Source organism: Ruegeria sp. CDSB013 (genome assembly GCF_059611165.1).
Map to the genome: position 1 here is coordinate 117703 of NZ_JBXWPA010000013.1, position 16343 is coordinate 134045.

Here is a 16343-nt window from a genome sequence, read left to right on the forward strand (position 1 = left end):
CCGCTACCTATCTTGGGGGAAACGATAAAAGCGGGGCGACAGATTGGTCATCTCATCTTTGGCAGACAGTTTGGCGCGCGGTGTCGAATCCGTCGGCGACCGCGTGTCTGAGGCATTGTTTGAGCCGGTGATCCGACTGGGCGTCACCGGGTTGGCCCGTTCGGGGAAAACGGTTTTCATAACATCGCTGGTCGCGAACCTGCTCGATCGCGGGCGGATGCCCGGCCTAGTGGCGCAGCAGGAAGGGCGGATCAACGCGGCTTACCTGCAGCCCCAGCCGGACGACACTGTGCCGCGTTTCGACTATGAAAATCATCTGACAGCCTTGACCGGACCTCAGCCGCACTGGCCGGACAGTACGCGCGCCGTGTCCGAACTGCGCCTGTCGTTCAAGGCACGCCCCGCCGGTCTGTTATCGGGGCTGCAGGGCCCGCGAACCATCCATCTGGATATCGTGGACTATCCGGGCGAATGGCTGCTGGATTTGGCATTGCTGGACAAAACCTACGAGGACTGGTCGCAGGAAACGCTGGAGCGCATCGCCAATCGAGCAGAGGCTACGACCTTTTTGTCGCTGGCAAAGGCCATTGATCCATCCGAAAGTCATGATGAACCCAAAGCACAATCACTGGCCCAAGAATTCGCTTTATACCTGAACGCTGCGCGCGACGCCGGGTTCTATGACTGCACGCCCGGGCGGTTCCTGCTGCCGGGCGATTTGGCCGGGTCCCCGGTGCTGACATTTGCGCCCTTGCCGGTCGAAGATCACAGTCCACGGCGCAGCCTGCATCATGAGATGGCCCGCCGCTACGAAGCGTACAAGTCCAAGGTCGTAAAGCCTTTCTTCCGTGACCATTTCGCCCGGATCGACCGGCAGGTGGTTCTGGTAGATGCGCTGGGCGCAATCCACAACGGTCCGCAGGCGGTTGAAGATATGCGCCGCGCGATGGCCGATATCCTGTCGGCATTCCGACCGGGGCGAAATGCATGGCTCAGCCAGTTGCTGCTGGGTAAGCGGGTCGAGCGTATCTTGTTTGCAGCCACCAAGGCCGATCATTTGCATCACTTGCAACATCACCGCCTGACAAACATCATGGAGGCCCTGACCCGCGAGGCGCGCGACCGCGCCAGTTTCGCCGGCGCAGAGACAGCGGCACTATCCCTCGCCTCTTTAAGGGCAACGACCGAAGAAATTCGCACTCATAATGGGGCCGAACTGCCCTGCGTGCGGGGAACGTTGCTGGACAGCGGCAAACAGGCGGCTTTCTATCCCGGAGACCTGCCCGAAGACCCGTCGCATCTGCTCGGTCCGGCGCGTAACGGGTCCGACGGCTGGCTGGGTGAGGACTACGAGTTCATGGCCTTTGCACCAGCGCACCTGACCTTGCGGCCCGGTGATGGCCCACCTCATATCCGGTTGGACCGGGCCGCCCAGTTTCTGATCGGAGACCGGCTGTGACCGTCGTCCTGCGTCCTGCCCGCAGCACAGATGCCGGTGTAGCCGGAGAGATTTTGCACGGTTTCGCCATTGAAAACGAGTGGATGCCGAAACTGCATTCACGGGCGGAAACCATCGCATTTTGCGGTCGAATGATTGATTTGGAATGGATGACTGTGGCCGAAACCGAAAACGGGGTGATTGGGTTCTTGGCGCTCAATGGCACCGAAATTCACTCGCTTTATCTGTCTCCCGACGCGCGTGGACGGGGGACTGGTCGGCATTTGCTTGAATATGCAAAGTCCCGCCAGTCCGAATTGTCTCTGTTCGCCTTTCAGGCCAACCATTCCGCACGCCGGTTTTACGAGCGCAACGGCTTTGTCGAGGTAGCACGAAGCGATGGCGCTGACAACGACGAGAACCTCCCGGACATCAAGTATGTCTGGAACAGTGAAGGAGCAGCCAATGGCTAAGGGGCCGGTTCTGATTGATCTGGAGGGTGATGAACCCGCGGCTGATGTGTCGCAAGCACCTCCGGTCCCGGATATCGCACAACCTCAGGGTCAGGCGATGCAAGGTGCGGCGCGTTTGGCGGCGCACAAACCTTCGACCCTGTCGCGGTGGTTCTGGGGTTTGGCGCTTGCCGCGCTTGGGGCTGTTGTTTCAGTGGCGGCTTGGGACTTTGTGAATTCCCTGATTCTCCGCGCGCCGATCATAGGATGGGTGATTACGGGTTTGTTTGCAGCGCTGGTGTTGGTCGCATTGATCATCGCTGTGCGCGAGCTGGCCGCAATCGGACGGTTGTCCCGCGTGGACGGGATGCGTCACGCGGCCGATACTGCGTTGGCTGAGGATGATCTTGCGCAGGCGCGCGCAGTCACGAACCGATTGATCTCGTTTTACAAAGGCCGAGACGAAACCCGTTGGGGGCGCGATCGGCTGTCCGAACGGATCGACGAACAATTTGACGCGTCTGGTCTGCTGACCCTGGCCGAGGACGAGCTGCTGGCCCCGCTGGATGTCGCTGCCAGTCGCGAAGTCGAGGCTGCCGCGCGTCAGGTTGCAACGGTGACGGCGTTGGTGCCTTTGGCGCTTGCGGATGTTGCGACCGCGCTGGCCGCTTCTTTGCGGATGATCCGGCGTATCGCGGAAATCTATGGCGGGCGCGCAGGGTTTTTGGGCAGTTGGCGACTGACGCGGGCCGTGTTCGTGCACCTTGTGGCCACCGGGGCGGTGGCCGTGGGAGACGACCTGCTGGAACCTGTGCTTGGGGGATCAATCCTTAGCAAACTGTCGCGCCGGTTCGGCGAGGGGCTGGTCAACGGCGCGTTGAGTGCGCGAGTCGGGGTCGCCGCGATGGAGGTCTGCCGTCCGCTGCCCTTCTCGGATCGGCACAAGCCATCGACCCGCGGCATCATCAAACGTGCTCTGGCTGGCTTGTTTTCCAAAACTTGACCTGACGCAAGGTACAGTGGTTGGCTGTCGTGCATAACAGTGTCAGAGCCAGCCATGACCGATCACGGACACAGCCAGCAAGAGATTGCAGAACGCATCAACGCGCCACCAGGTCGCGGTGTTTTGCGGGATGTGGTCTATGGTGGGATCGATGGGTCCGTAACTACCTTTGCCATTGTGGCGGGTGTAGCTGGGGCGGGCCTGTCACCGTTTATTATCGTTGCATTGGGACTGGCCAATGTACTGGCGGACGGGTTTTCCATGGCGGCGGGTAATTACTCGGGCACCAAGGCTGAGCTGGACAATATCCGCCGCATCCGGTCCATCGAAGAACGTCACATCAGACTGTACCCCGAAGGCGAGCGGGATGAAGTGCGGGTGATTTTATCGCAAAAGGGCCTGTCGGGGCGCGTTTTGGATGAGGCGACGGATGCCATCACAGCCAACCGCGACAATTGGATAAATCTGATGATCGAGGGTGAATACGGATTGGGCAGCGTCGATCCGAACCCGTTCAAAGCCGCGATGGCAACGTTTTTGGCGTTTCTTGTGGCCGGCATGGTCCCGCTGCTGCCGTTTCTGCTGTCGTTCGATCGGGCCTTTCATCTCTCGATTATCATGACCATGGCGGTCTTTTTTGTCATCGGAGCTTTAAAAAGCAGATGGTCACTGGCTCCGTGGTGGTGGTCAGGTCTAGAGACTTTTGCGATCGGCGGCGCGGCCGCACTGATGGCGTTTTTTGTTGGCTCGTTGTTCCATCCCTAGTGATAAGAAGTACCGCTGGGCGCGCGGTGTAGATTGTCAGTATTTCAAAGTCGTTGATGGACCCGGATCTGATCCTGCGATGGCTACATCCTGTCGACGCCTGTTTCTCATCTGGTTCGATTGCCGCTGTGTTGGTCATCATCTGGTTGATGGTTGCCGGACTGTCCCTTGGCTGGGGATAAGGCGTTCTGAACTGCGTAGCCCGCAAAAAACACGGTTTTTCGGACTGTTGCGCAGACCGACACCCGGCTAGGTTGACGGCACATATGCCCGGAGGCCTTTGTTGGAATCGCTGCTCGTACTCGTTGGATTGATCGTTCTGGCCATCCCGGTGGCCATCCTTGTTCTCTTGGTATCCCAGGTTCGACTGCGCCGCCGGGTGGAGCAGCTTGAACAGCAGGTTCGCGTGCTTGGGGGCGATTTGTCGACGCAGGAAACGGCCCCTGAACCAACGCAAGCCGCAGAAATAATAGAATCGCCTTGGCCAGTCGTCGAACCAAAATCGCCTGAGGTTGTCACGGACGAGGGCGACTCAGCACCCAAGCCGCAGAAAGCACCCGCACCCATGACGGTGCGTGACGACCGTGTCGCCGCACTGAGCGCCTGGCTGCGAGAGAACTGGTTCTACGCGGTTTCTGCCCTTTCGTTGGCGCTGGCGGGTGTTTTTTTGGTCCAATACGGGGTCGAAAGCGGGCTGTTGTCACCAACGATGCGCGTTATCGCGGCGCTGATGTTCGGGGCAACGCTGATCGGCGCGGGTGAGGTGATCCGTCGGAAGTATGGCGATGACGAGTCTTCGGCCACGGCTTACCTGCCATCGGTCTTTTCTGGGGCCGGGCTGGTGACGCTGTTCGGTGGCTTGCTGGCTGCAAGGCAGTTGTACGATCTGCTTGGTCCCGAAGCGGCCTTGATTGCCATGATTGCTGTTGCGCTTGTGGGGCTTGTTTTGGGCTGGTTCCACGGCCCCTTGCTGGCGGCCGTCGGTTTGATTGGTGCGTTTGCGTCACCCTTCGTGGTGGGCGGGACCTCGACCGACCCCGGCTGGTTGTACGGCTATTTCTTTGTGATCGCCGTCCTTGGGTTGGGGATCGACACTGTGCGGCGCTGGGGGTGGATATCCGTTCTGACGCTAGTCGGGGCTTATACCGCGTGCCTGCTTTTGGTGCTTTCGGCACCGGCGACCGAGCCGGGGTATCTCGTCGGCGTAACCGCATTGGCGGTTATCGCGATCGCGATCCCCGTGCGGCGGATCTGGCCAGATCACGAGGGGCGTATGATCAGTGAGATCATTGTCATTCAAAAAGGCCTCCAGTGGCCAGAGTTTCCGACACGCCTTGCCTTTGGCGCGGTGAGCGTCAGCGCAGTAATCCTGGCGATACACTGGCCAGACTCAGCGGCCGAATTTTGGCTGGGAATCATGCTGTTGGCAGGCCTGACGCTGGGTTTGCTGACCTGGGCAAGCCAGGCGCGGGCCCTGCAAGACCTGACCATACTGCCAGCCGCTGGTCTAACTTGGTTCGTACTGATCCAAGGGTGGGACAACGGCTCTGTCGCGCGCCGCTTCGCTGAAACCTATGCCGAAACCGCCGAGGCGGATTTCCCGTGGGCGGTTACCCTGTTGGTGGCACTGGGTGCATTGATCTCAGGCCTTTCAGCTTGGCGATCGTTTCGCGCAACCGAGTACTGGGCTGTATGGGCGGGCGCTGCCGCAGTATTTGCACCGTTGTTGGCAATCGCGCTGGAGCTTGGATGGCATCCCGATGAAGTTATCGGAGCCTATCCGTGGGCGTTGCATGCGGTTGCATTGGCGGTGATGATGGTTGTTCTGGCCGGGCGTTTCGCGCGCGTCGACGGCGAAAACCGGCTGCGGGCGGCTTTGGTGACCTTGTCGGCTTTGTCTTGCCTGACCTTTGCCTGCGTGATTGTCCTAAGTTCGGCTGCCCTGACAATTGCTTTTGTGGCCGTGATCGTGGCCGCGGCGGTGCTGGATCGGCGCTTTGATCTTCCACCTATGGGTTGGTTCATCTGGGCTGGCGTCTTCACTGTCACGCTCCGGCTTGTACTGAATCCCGGTCTGGATTGGGCAAACTCGGCACCGGTCGCAGAAATGGCGCTTGTCTATGCCACAGCTGCTGTTGGATTTCTGGCGGCCTGGGCCATCCTGCGCCCATTGAACCGTCCGGTCATCGCGCTGCTTTTGGAAAGTGCCGCCTGGGCCACCGCTGGTATCTTGCTGTCCTTGCTGTTGCTGCGCTGGCTCGAAGGGTTTGGCAACGGCGGTGCCCATGACAGCCACTGGGGGCTGGGGCTTTTGTCCTTGATCTGGCTGCTGCTGGCCTGCGCGCAGGTGCGGCGGTTCGAATTGGGCGGAAAACTGAATTATGCGCGCTACGGGCTGGCGTTGTTCTTTGCGGCACATGGTGTTGTTCGCCTGGCGCAGGCGCTGACCGAAGCGAACCCATTGCTGAATGCCCAAGCTGATCCGGTTCTTGGGGTGCCAATATTGAATACCCTCGCCGTGGCTTACCTGTTGCCCGCCATTGTATTGGCCCTGTCGGCTGCTTGGCTGCCTGCACTGCACCCGCGATGGAAACAAGGGTGCTTCGGTCTGGCAACAGCCTTGGGTGCCGTCTGGCTGGGCTTGACCATTCGCCATGTCTGGCAGGGGCCAGCGGTATGTACGAAGGCAACGGTGTTTCGCAGCCCGAGCTATACACCTACACCATGGCCCTACTGCTGGTCGGTGCGGGCCTGTTCTATCAGTCACTCGCCCGTCGATCGGACATGATGCGCAAGGCGGGGTTGGTCGTCATTGGGCTTGCCGTGGCCAAGGTGTTCCTGGTCGATATCGCTGGTTTGGGGGGGCTGATCCGGGTGTTCTCACTGCTGGCGCTGGGCCTTGCGCTGGCCGGTTTGGCGTGGCTGAACCGGTGGGCCACGCTGCGCCATTCGCCGCATGGGGCGGAACCTCTGGACCATTAGGCGCGGGCGTCCTATAAGCCCGGCATGTATGACCGGATGGCCATCATTATTCGAATTATATCCCCGGCGCTCTGATTTCGCGAGACGCCGGGCAAAGGTGCTTGAGATTTCGCGCTGACCGCTTCGATCCAAACACGAAAAGATCATCCTGAGGACGCCCCAAATGTGCGCCGACACGACCCAAACACCTGACTACAAAGAAACGCTGAACCTGCCCAAAACCGATTTCCCCATGCGCGCTGGCCTGCCCAAGCGCGAGCCCGCGTGGTTGGAACGGTGGGAGAAAATCGGTGTCTATGACCGCCTGCGTGAAAAAGAGAACCGCACGGCCTTTACCCTGCATGATGGCCCTCCGTACGCCAACGGCCACCTGCATATCGGCCACGCGCTGAACAAAACCATCAAGGACATGATCGTGCGGTCCCATCAGATGATGGGTCATGATGCGCGCTATGTGCCCGGCTGGGACTGTCACGGCCTGCCAATCGAATGGAAGATCGAGGAACAGTACCGCAAGAAGGGCAAGAACAAGGACGAGGTGAACATCGTCGACTTCCGTCAGGAATGCCGCAAGTTTGCCGAAGGCTGGATCGACGTCCAGCGCGAAGAATTCAAGCGCCTTGGTATCACCGGCAACTGGCCCGATCCCTACATCACAATGGACTATCACGCCGAGGCTGTGATCGCCGACGAGTTCATGAAGTTCCTGATGAACGGCACGCTCTATCAGGGCTCGAAGCCCGTGATGTGGTCGCCCATCGAGAAAACCGCGCTGGCCGAGGCTGAGGTCGAGTATCATGACAAGGAAAGCTTCACTATCTGGGTGAAATTCAAAGTCGTAAATGCTGGCGATCTGGATGACGCGTTTGTTGTAATCTGGACAACGACGCCATGGACGATGCCGTCGAACAAGGCTGTCGTCTACGGTAAGGACATCTCTTACGGCCTCTACGAAGTCACCGGAGCACCAGAAGAATGCTGGGCTAGTGCCGGAGACAAGTTCCTGCTGGCCGACAATCTGGCCGCCGACGTGCTGGGCCGTGCACGCCTGAACGACGACCAGTGGACTCGCGTGCGTGACGTAACCACCGATGAATTGGCCGGTGTCCAGTTGACCCACCCGCTGGCCCGGGCCGAAGGTGGCAATGGCGAATGGGACGACATCCGCGACTTCCGCGCCGCTGAGTTTGTAACTGACACCGAAGGAACCGGTTTTGTCCACTGTGCGCCGTCGCATGGTATGGAGGAATTCGAACTGTACCGTGATCTAGGCATGCTCGAGCAAGTCATCACCTACAACGTGATGGACGATGGCTCGTTCCGCGCTGACTTGCCGTTCTTTGGCGGTAAGTTCATCCTGTCCCGCAAGGGTGGTGAGGGTGATGCGAACAAAGCCGTCATCGACAAGCTGGTCGAGGTTGGCGGGCTGCTGGCGCGTGGCAAGATCAAGCACAGCTATCCGCATTCGTGGCGCTCGAAGGCTCCGATCATCTACCGTAACACGCCGCAGTGGTTTGCGTCTGTTGATCGCAAACTGGACGACGGCATGGGTGAGATGGGTGACACCATCCGCGAACGCGCGCTGCGTTCGATCGACGAGCTGGTGAAGTGGACGCCTCAGACCGGTCGCAACCGTCTGTATTCGATGATCGAAGCGCGCCCGGACTGGGTCTTGTCCCGCCAGCGCGCCTGGGGTGTGCCGCTGACCTGCTTCACCAAGAAGGGCGCTCTGCCCACCGACGCGAATTACCTGCTGCGTAATGAAGAACTCAACGCCCGCATCAAGGCGGCGTTCGAGAAAGACAGCGCGGATATCTGGTACACTGACGGCTTCAAAGAACAGATCCTCGACGGCATCGCCAACCCGGATGACTACGATCAGGTGTTTGACGTTCTGGACGTGTGGTTCGACTCTGGTTCGACCCATGCCTTCGTTCTGCGCGACCGTGAGGACGGCACTGAAGACGGCATCGCTGATGTCTATATGGAAGGCACCGACCAGCACCGCGGTTGGTTCCATTCGTCCATGCTGCAAGCCTGTGGCACCAAGGGTCGTGCGCCGTATCGCAACGTTGTGACCCACGGCTTTACGCTGGATGCCAAGGGCAACAAGATGTCCAAATCTCTGGGCAATACCATCGTGCCGGAAGAGGTCATCAAGCAATACGGTGCCGATATCCTGCGCCTTTGGGTGGCTCAAACCGACTACACCGCCGACCAGCGGATCGGGCCGGAGATTTTGAAAGGAACCGCCGACAGCTATCGCCGTCTGCGCAACACCATGCGGTTCATGCTGGGCTCGCTGGCCGACTTCACCGAAGCGGATCGTGTCGCGCCTGAAGATATGCCGCGTTTGGAACGCTGGGTTCTCAGCCGTCTGGCCGATCTGGATGAACAAGTGCGCAAAGGCTATGCGTCCTTCGACTTCCAGGGCGTGTTCAGCGCCGTGTTCACCTTTGCCACGGTCGATCTGTCTTCCTTCTATTTCGACGTCCGCAAGGATGCGCTGTACTGCGACGGCGACAACCTGCGCCGCCGTTCTGCGCGCACCGTGCTGGATATCCTGTTCCACCGACTGACCACATGGCTGGCCCCGGTTCTGGTCTTCACCATGGAAGAGGTCTGGCTGGAGCGGTTCCCCGGCGATGACAGCTCGGTCCATCTGGTGGATTTCCCGGAAACCCCTGCCGACTGGCGTAATCCAGAACTTGAGGCTGCTATGGCCAAGATTCGCCGTGTTCGCCGCGCGGTGACTGCAGCGCTGGAAATCCAGCGTCAGGATAAGGTCATCGGATCCAGCCTTGAGGCCGCGCCAATCGTGCATGTCGAAGACAGTGACACCCGCGATCTGCTGGCCACCTTTGACGTGGACGACATGTGCATCACGTCTGGCCTGACCGTTTCGGGCGATCCGGCCCCGGCCGAGGCGTTCCGTGTGCCGGAAATCGAAGGGGTAGGGGTTGTCTTCGAAAAAGCAGATGGCGAGAAATGTCAGCGTTGTTGGAAGATCCTGCCGGATGTCGGTCGGCATTCCCACGCGGGCGTATGTGGGCGCTGTGACGAAGCCCTGGGCTAAACATTCGAACCCTCGGCATGACTGCCGGGGGTTTTTCTTTCCCCGCTTGCGCTGGCCCCGGCGATCTGAAACGCTGTATTCATGCCGATGATTTCCGTTGATACGCAGTTTGGCCGCCTTGGCATTGAAGAAACAGATGGCGCCATCACACGCCTTGTGTGGGATGGGCAGGACGACGGGCCGGACACACCCCTGTTGCAGGAAGCCGCTGCGCAGTTGACCGCGTATAACGAGGGGCGTCTTGAACGGTTCGATCTGCCGTATCGTGTTGTCGGGTCAGACTTTCAGCGCAATGTCTGCGACCTGATGTATGCCATTCCGCTGGGCGAGACCCGAACGTACGGGGACATCGCGAAAGAGCTTGGGCAGCCACCCCAACCGGTGGGGCAGGCCTGCGGTGCGAACCCCATACCGGTGATTATACCTTGCCATCGGGTGCTGTCTGCCAACGGTCTGGGCGGGTTCTCGGGCGATGGTGGCGTTGAGACCAAAGTGGCCTTGCTGCGTCATGAACGCGCGGCGGGCCTGCTGATCTGAGGCGCGAAAATCAGTTGCAATCCCAGAGTTCGCGGCCCAACCTATATCAGTTACTGAATTTGAAGGACCGTATTGCATGACCGCCCATACAGACCCGGCCGCTCGCAAAAAGGCCATCATAGACCGCCTGATGTCGCTGGAAGAACAGGAACTGGCAACTGCGCAGGCGCATTACGACGCATTTCTAAAAGACTCGCAGCTGGACGACCGCGAAGGGCATGACAAGGATGACATTGCCGCCTCGCGCGAGAATGCGGATCTGGCGGCGGCGTTCGATGCACCCGTTCATGCGCACCACGCCAAGATTGATGTGATCGAGAACACGGATTTCAGCCTGACGGACCGGGTTCAGCCAGGCGCTGTTGTCAAGTTCAACAACCGCCGTTTCGTGGTCTGTGTTTCGACTACACGGTTCGAGGTGGACGGCAAAACCTATATGGGTATTTCAACCCAGAGCCCGATCTACCTGACCATGACCGGTCTGCAAGAGGGTGATGTGTTCACCCATAACGGCACCGAGTTCGAGGTTGAGGAAATCCTGTAACGTTCAGTTGTTGCGCAGCGGGACAAGTTGCTGCGCAATGCCAGCTGAAACCAGGTAGAGGCTTGTAATCACCAACCCCCAATGCGCCCAGCTTTCGGGATGGAAATCGACCCAGGCAGCCCATCCGGCGAAGAACGTCCAGGCGAACGCGATGGGCAGTGACACGTTGCGCCAGCGTTCCGTCCGCACAGGGTGAATGAACTTCAACGGCAGGAACATCGCCAGCGACAACAGTGAAACCAGCAGCAGGATCACCCAGAAATTGGGCTCAAGCGCGAAGATCACGATGACGAACATGTTCCAGCAACCCGGAAACCCCGAGAACGAGTTGTCCTTGGTCTTCATCCGCGTGTCCGCGAAATACATGGCGCTGGCAAAGGTGATCACAATGATCGCAAACCAGCCTGTCCAACCGTCCATCAGCCCAGATTTGAACAGCGCAAAGGCCGGAATGAACACGTAGGTCAGATAGTCGATGATCAGGTCCAGAAGAACACCGTCAAATTCCGGTGCGTTCTTTTTGACATGGTAGTGGCGCGCAAGCGGGCCGTCGATTCCGTCCACGATGAACGAGATCACAAGCCACAGATACATAAGGCTCCACTTTTCCTCGACCGCGGCCAGCATGGCCAACATTGCAAAGACGGCACCGGTCGCAGTGAACAGATGTACGGAAAGGGCTTTGAGTTTTATTGTCATTTGTGTCTCTTGGACGATGCGCGCTGCAGATGCAAACTAAAAGCCGGGTAAGGATACAGCCCAGACGTCATCGAGGGACTCGGGATCAGGCCTTGGGGTGGGCGCGGTTGTAGACTTCCATCAGTCGGGCCGTATCTACGGCCGTATAGGCCTGCGTGGTGGACAGTGAGGCATGGCCCAGCAATTCCTGAATGGCGCGCAGATCACCCCCAGCGGACAATAGATGGGTGGCAAAACTGTGCCTTAAAGCGTGCGGTGTGGCGGTTGCGGGCAGGCCAAGCTGCATGCGCGCCTTGGCCATCACGCCCTGAATTGCGCGCGGATTGAGCGCACCACCACGCACCCCGCGGAACAAAGCCTTTTCCTGGGATTGTGGATGCGGACAAAGCTGCAGGTAACGGTCAACGGCGGTGCAGGCGGCCGGGATCACTGGAACGATGCGTTCCTTTCCGCCCTTTCCCACAATACGCAAGCTATTCGGCAAGGGCGCGTCGCTTCCTGTCAGGGACAGCGCCTCAGATATGCGCAAACCGCAGCCATAGAGCAATGTAACGACAGCAACGTCCCGCGCCGAGATCCAGTCGTTTGACGACTGAAGTTCGACCGTGTCGATCATCGCGCGGGCCGCGTCTTCGGCCAGCGGGCGCGGGAGTTTTTGGGTAAACTTTGGCGCGCGTGTGGACAGAACGGCAGTGGGTTCGAACCCTTCACGTTCAGCCAGCCATCGATAAAAGCTTTTGACCGCCGACAGCTTGCGCGCCAGAGATCGCGCACCAACACCTGCGCTGCGCTGATCCGCCATCCAGGCGCGCATGTCGGACACGGTGATCCGGGCCAGCGCTGCCAATCCCTGCTGTTCACTGTGATGTAGTGTCATGAAAGACAGGAACTCGGTGACATCACCGCGATAGGCGGCCTGGGTGTTTTCCGATCGCCCCGCCAGCGCGCTCAGGCTGTCCAGCCAATACTGTAACGCGTCGCGGCAGGCGGGTGAGATCAGGCTCACGACAACCAGTGGCGCATCGAGCGTTCGAAGACGCCAGCAAAGAACGACAGAAGATCAGTGCCGAGCTGCGGCGAAAAATGATTGCGGTCCCTTGCGCTCATCACGATCATGCCCGGCAACCGGCCCTCACCCAGATCCAACCGCAGGCAAGCCTCGGACCGCAGGTGATCTGCGTTGGGCCCAAAAATTCTGTGCGTCGGGTGGAGGATCTCGCGCAGAACCACGTCGCGGGCGGGGCCGCCGCGGTCGAAGGTCAGGTAATTGTCCACGAAACCGGGTTCGACCACAGACAGAACGCCGCCCAGAGTGTCGATGGCGGGGTCTTCCTGTGTGGCTGTAGATTCCAGAATCAGCTTGATGCGATCAACGCGCAGGATTTCGACCACATCCGAGCCGAGCGTGCGCAGGAAATCTTCGAACTCGGCCGGTTCCAGCATGCGGATAACAGCACGATGCACCTGATTTGTGCCCGCAAGGTTTTCATATGCTGCGGCGATGACGGACCGGTGGGTGTCTTCCAGCCTGTCCAGCCGTTCCTCGAGCCGTTGCATGGCGATGCCGCGCAGGTCGATGACGTTGTCGCCGCGCGCCTGTTCGTTGGCCGTCACAAGTGCCTGCATCAGGTCCTTGTCGTCCAGCACAGCGTCTGGTTTGGCCAGAATCGCGGCGCGCAAGTTGTCCTGGAGTTTGGTGTTACTGCTCATGTCCCGCTCGGTCTTTTTTTGTTGAGGGGCTTATAACATGAGTTATGGCGGTTTCCTTGGAAAAAATGCATTGGCGGTGCATTTCATTCCCACTGTGACCTACGGCTCCCGCCTGCGACACCTTGATCAAAGATCAAGGCTTGGCAGTTGGGCCGGGCGCGGCACCTGACGGTGCCACGCGGTCGCGCAAAGGGTCAGAGGATTTTCTGACCGGTCTTGGCCCAGTCGGCCAGGAAGGTTTCCAGACCTTTGTCTGTCAACGGGTGATCGGCCAGTTTCTTGATCACGGCAGGCGGTGCGGTGATCACGTCAGCACCGATGCGGGCGCTGTCGGTCACGTGATTCACGGTGCGGATTGAAGCGGCCAGAATTTCGGTTTCAAAACCGTAATTGTCATAGACCTGACGGATATCCCCGATCAGATCCATGCCATCGAGGTTGATGTCATCCAGACGACCAATGAAGGGCGAGATGAAGGTTGCACCCGCCTTTGCGGCCAGAAGCGCCTGGTTGGTCGAGAAGCAGAGTGTGACGTTGACCATCTGGCCTTCGTCGCTGAGCGTCTTGCAGGTTTTCAGACCGGCCCATGTCAGCGGAACTTTCACGGCGATATTCGGAGCGATCTTGGCCAGCTTGCGGCCCTCGGCGATCATGTCGTCAGCTTCGGTTGCGACAACTTCGGCTGAAACCGGTCCGTCCACCAGATCACAGATTTCCTTGGTCACTTCCAGAATGTCACGACCTGATTTCAGGATCAACGAGGGGTTGGTGGTCACGCCGTCCACCATGCCCAAATCGTTCAGTTCGGCAATGGCGTCGATTTCGGCTGTGTCTACGAAGAATTTCATGCGGGCAGTCCTTTGATGGGTTGGCCTTGGTCGCGGATGGCTTTACCTCAAAGAGACCCATGCTGGAACCCCCGAGCCCAAGGATATGCGTTGAGCACTCAGGAGTATTTCGACCACGGAGAGCTGGTTGCGGTTCTGACCGCACAACCGCTGGACCGGACGCTGGATTACAAGGCGCCCGAGGGGGGCTGTTTTCTGGGGGCGTTCGTAGAGGTTCCGCTGGGGCCGCGCAAAGTACTGGGTGTCGTCTGGGGGCCGGGACAGGGCGGGTTCGACCTGAACAAGGCGCGATCCGTGATCCGGGTGCTTGAGGTCGCGCCGATGCGCGAAGAAATGCGGCTGTTTCTGGGGAAGGTTGCTGATTACACCCTGACGCCGATGCCCGCGATGTTGCGTCTGGCAACCCGTGCGCCGGGCTTGGGTGATCCGCCGTCGATGCGCAAGGTTTATCGGCTGGGCAGTGGTGAACCTGATCGCATGACAGACGCGCGCACCCGTGTGCTGGAGGTGCTCCGCGACTATGGCGGGCTGGCGTTCACACTGAAAGAGCTCGCCGAACAGGCGGGCGTGACGTCTTCGGTCGTCAAAGGGTTGGTCAAACAGGGCGCTGTGCGGGAAGAAGACAGCCCGCGCGATTTGCCCTATCCGCGTCTGGATCCGGATTTGCCGGGCAAGGCGCTAACCGACGATCAGGCTGCGGCGGTTGAGAAGTTGCAGAAGGGCCAGCGGTCCGGTGAATATGGAACCACGCTGCTTAAGGGCGTGACGGGTTCGGGCAAAACCGAAGTGTATCTGGAGGCTGTAGCCGAGGCGCTGCGGATGGGCCGACAAGCCTTGGTTCTGCTGCCCGAGATCGCTCTGACAGCGGAATTCCTGACGCGGGTTGAGGCGCGGTTCGGTGCACGCCCAGCCGAATGGCATTCCGGCGCGACCATGACCGAACGCCGCCGGGTCTGGCGGATGGTCGGGCAGGGGGATGCGCAAATGGTGATTGGCGCGCGCTCAGCTTTGTTCCTGCCGTTTCGCAACCTTGGCCTGGTGGTTGTCGATGAAGAACACGACACCTCGTACAAGCAAGAGGACGGCGTGCATTACAGCGCGCGGGACATGGCTGTTCTGCGGTCCGCCATTTGTGGCGGGCGGGTGATTCTGGCCAGCGCAACACCCTCGCTGGAAAGCTGGGCCAACGCCGAGGCGGGAAAATACGACCGGGTCGATCTGACCTCGCGGTTCGGGGCGGCGGTGTTGCCCGAGATGAAGCCCATCGATATGCGGGCCGAACAGATGCAACCAGGGACGTGGATTTCTCCGTCTTTGCGGCAGGCGGTGATGCAGCGGATCGAGAAGAGCGAGCAATCGCTGCTGTTCATCAACCGCCGTGGGTATGCACCGGTGACCCTGTGCCGCGCTTGCGGGGAACAGATTGCCTGCGATCATTGCGACGCCCGGATGGTCGAGCACCGGTTTCTGAAACGGCTGATGTGTCACCAATGCGGTGAGACCAAGCCGATGCCTGACGAATGTCCCTCATGCGGGGTCGAGGGCAAGTTGGCCCCGGTCGGCCCGGGGATCGAGCGGCTGGCGGAAGAGGCGGAGGCGACGTTTCCCGATGCCAAGATCGCGATGCTGAGTTCCGATTTGTTCGGCTCGGCCCGCGCCCTGAAAGCCAAGATCGAAGAGATTGCCGAGGGCGATGCGGATATCGTCATCGGTACGCAATTGGTGGCCAAAGGGCACAACTTTCCCAATCTGACTTTGGTCGGGGTAATCGATGCCGACCTCAGTCTGCACGGGGCAGACCTGCGCGCCGCTGAGCGGACATTCCAGTTGATGCGGCAAGTCGCAGGTCGGGCTGGCCGGGCGGACAAGCCAGGGCAGGCCCTGTTGCAGACATTCCAGCCCGAGCATCCCGTAATCCGTGCCATTCTGTCAGGTGACGAAGAAGGATTTTGGAAGGCCGAGGCCGCCGGACGGCAGGCGGCAGGTGTGCCGCCATACGGCCGTATGGCCGGGATTGTCCTGTCCGGGCCTGAGGTTGGACCAGTTTTTGATATCGGAAATGCAATGGCCCGCAACGATGCGCCGCTGCGCGATATCGGGGCACAAGTCTTTGGCCCGGCTCCGGCGCCTATTGCGCGGATTCGCGGCAGACACCGCGTGCGATTGCTGGTCAAGGCACCCAAGGGCGCCCCGATTCAGGACGCGATTGCCCGCTGGATCGCGCCCTTGCGCCTTAAGGGCGACCTGCGTTTGACCGTGGATATCGACCCGCAGAGTTTCTACTGACCT

The 16343-nt window shown here is 59.8% G+C and carries 15 protein-coding genes; 11 read left to right on the forward strand and 4 right to left on the reverse strand.

The window, feature by feature from the left end; translation table 11 throughout:
- Positions 1 to 43 precede the first annotated feature (43 nt).
- The 10 genes from AC2FJF_RS19675 (at position 44) to AC2FJF_RS19720 (ending at position 10797) form a co-directional block, all read left to right on the forward strand.
- Complete coding sequence (locus AC2FJF_RS19675) at positions 44 to 1459, forward strand: YcjX family GTP-binding protein (RefSeq protein WP_496726852.1); 1416 nt, start codon at positions 44 to 46, stop codon at positions 1457 to 1459.
- Positions 1456 to 1911 carry a GNAT family N-acetyltransferase gene (locus AC2FJF_RS19680; RefSeq protein WP_496726853.1) on the forward strand — a complete coding sequence of 152 codons (456 nt, stop codon included), beginning with the start codon at positions 1456 to 1458 and terminating at the stop codon, positions 1909 to 1911. Before AC2FJF_RS19675 ends, AC2FJF_RS19680 begins: the two co-directional genes overlap by 4 nt.
- Positions 1904 to 2893, forward strand: coding sequence for a YcjF family protein (locus tag AC2FJF_RS19685; protein WP_496726854.1), 990 nt, complete (start codon positions 1904 to 1906; stop codon positions 2891 to 2893). Before AC2FJF_RS19680 ends, AC2FJF_RS19685 begins: the two co-directional genes overlap by 8 nt.
- 54 nt (positions 2894 to 2947) lie before the next feature.
- Positions 2948 to 3658, forward strand: coding sequence for a VIT1/CCC1 transporter family protein (locus AC2FJF_RS19690; protein WP_496726855.1), 711 nt, complete (start codon positions 2948 to 2950; stop codon positions 3656 to 3658).
- A gap of 56 nt (positions 3659 to 3714) precedes the next feature.
- Positions 3715 to 3840 (forward strand): hypothetical protein, encoded by a 126-nt coding sequence (locus tag AC2FJF_RS19695; RefSeq protein ID WP_496726856.1) that lies wholly within the window; start codon positions 3715 to 3717, stop codon positions 3838 to 3840.
- A gap of 101 nt (positions 3841 to 3941) precedes the next feature.
- Positions 3942 to 6446, forward strand: coding sequence for a DUF2339 domain-containing protein (locus AC2FJF_RS19700; protein ID WP_496726857.1), 2505 nt, complete (start codon positions 3942 to 3944; stop codon positions 6444 to 6446).
- Entirely contained in the window at positions 6383 to 6640 is a 258-nt protein-coding gene (locus AC2FJF_RS19705) for a DUF2339 domain-containing protein (protein WP_496726858.1), read from the forward strand. The genes AC2FJF_RS19700 and AC2FJF_RS19705 overlap by 64 nt, the downstream gene beginning before the upstream one ends.
- Positions 6641 to 6803: 163 nt before the next feature.
- Positions 6804 to 9716 carry an isoleucine--tRNA ligase gene (gene ileS, locus AC2FJF_RS19710; protein ID WP_496726859.1) on the forward strand — a complete coding sequence of 971 codons (2913 nt, stop codon included), beginning with the start codon at positions 6804 to 6806 and terminating at the stop codon, positions 9714 to 9716.
- An 81-nt stretch (positions 9717 to 9797) separates the two neighbouring features.
- On the forward strand, positions 9798 to 10253 hold the full coding sequence (locus tag AC2FJF_RS19715; RefSeq protein ID WP_496726860.1) for a methylated-DNA--[protein]-cysteine S-methyltransferase: 456 nt from the start codon (positions 9798 to 9800) through the stop codon (positions 10251 to 10253).
- A gap of 76 nt (positions 10254 to 10329) precedes the next feature.
- Positions 10330 to 10797 (forward strand): hypothetical protein, encoded by a 468-nt coding sequence (locus tag AC2FJF_RS19720; RefSeq protein WP_058273207.1) that lies wholly within the window; start codon positions 10330 to 10332, stop codon positions 10795 to 10797.
- Positions 10798 to 10800: 3 nt separating this feature from the next.
- On the opposite strand, the gene AC2FJF_RS19725 is transcribed toward AC2FJF_RS19720, so the two are convergent.
- From AC2FJF_RS19725 to fsa, 4 genes are all read right to left on the reverse strand, one after another.
- On the reverse strand, positions 10801 to 11496 hold the full coding sequence (locus tag AC2FJF_RS19725; RefSeq protein WP_058273208.1) for a CDP-alcohol phosphatidyltransferase family protein: 696 nt from the start codon (positions 11494 to 11496) through the stop codon (positions 10801 to 10803).
- A gap of 85 nt (positions 11497 to 11581) precedes the next feature.
- Positions 11582 to 12502 (reverse strand): tyrosine recombinase XerC, encoded by a 921-nt coding sequence (locus tag AC2FJF_RS19730; protein WP_496726861.1) that lies wholly within the window; start codon positions 12500 to 12502, stop codon positions 11582 to 11584.
- Positions 12499 to 13206: a DUF484 family protein gene (locus tag AC2FJF_RS19735; protein WP_058273210.1), complete on the reverse strand. Its 708-nt coding sequence runs from the start codon at positions 13204 to 13206 to the stop codon at positions 12499 to 12501. Before AC2FJF_RS19735 ends, AC2FJF_RS19730 begins: the two co-directional genes overlap by 4 nt.
- A 194-nt stretch (positions 13207 to 13400) precedes the next feature.
- A complete protein-coding gene (gene fsa / locus AC2FJF_RS19740) occupies positions 13401 to 14054 on the reverse strand; it encodes a fructose-6-phosphate aldolase (protein ID WP_496726862.1) in 654 nt (217 codons plus the stop codon).
- A 90-nt stretch (positions 14055 to 14144) separates the two neighbouring features.
- Here fsa and AC2FJF_RS19745 point away from each other — a divergent pair, with 90 nt between their 5' ends.
- On the forward strand, positions 14145 to 16340 hold the full coding sequence (locus AC2FJF_RS19745; protein WP_496726863.1) for a primosomal protein N': 2196 nt from the start codon (positions 14145 to 14147) through the stop codon (positions 16338 to 16340).
- The last annotated feature ends 3 nt before the right edge of the window (positions 16341 to 16343 follow it).

What these genes read in the sequence shown, in the direction of transcription:
- ileS (WP_496726859.1), top strand. Translation starts at nt 6,804, where the DNA reads ATGTGCGCCGACACGACCCAAACACCTGACTACAAAGAAACGCTGAAC.
- AC2FJF_RS19690 (WP_496726855.1), top strand. Translation starts at nt 2,948, where the DNA reads ATGACCGATCACGGACACAGCCAGCAAGAGATTGCAGAACGCATCAAC.
- AC2FJF_RS19695 (WP_496726856.1), top strand. Translation starts at nt 3,715, where the DNA reads ATGGACCCGGATCTGATCCTGCGATGGCTACATCCTGTCGACGCCTGT.
- AC2FJF_RS19735 (WP_058273210.1), bottom strand. Translation starts at nt 13,206, where the DNA reads ATGAGCAGTAACACCAAACTCCAGGACAACTTGCGCGCCGCGATTCTG.
- AC2FJF_RS19705 (WP_496726858.1), top strand. Translation starts at nt 6,383, where the DNA reads ATGGCCCTACTGCTGGTCGGTGCGGGCCTGTTCTATCAGTCACTCGCC.
- AC2FJF_RS19715 (WP_496726860.1), top strand. Translation starts at nt 9,798, where the DNA reads ATGCCGATGATTTCCGTTGATACGCAGTTTGGCCGCCTTGGCATTGAA.
- AC2FJF_RS19720 (WP_058273207.1), top strand. Translation starts at nt 10,330, where the DNA reads ATGACCGCCCATACAGACCCGGCCGCTCGCAAAAAGGCCATCATAGAC.
- AC2FJF_RS19685 (WP_496726854.1), top strand. Translation starts at nt 1,904, where the DNA reads ATGGCTAAGGGGCCGGTTCTGATTGATCTGGAGGGTGATGAACCCGCG.
- AC2FJF_RS19725 (WP_058273208.1), bottom strand. Translation starts at nt 11,496, where the DNA reads ATGACAATAAAACTCAAAGCCCTTTCCGTACATCTGTTCACTGCGACC.
- fsa (WP_496726862.1), bottom strand. Translation starts at nt 14,054, where the DNA reads ATGAAATTCTTCGTAGACACAGCCGAAATCGACGCCATTGCCGAACTG.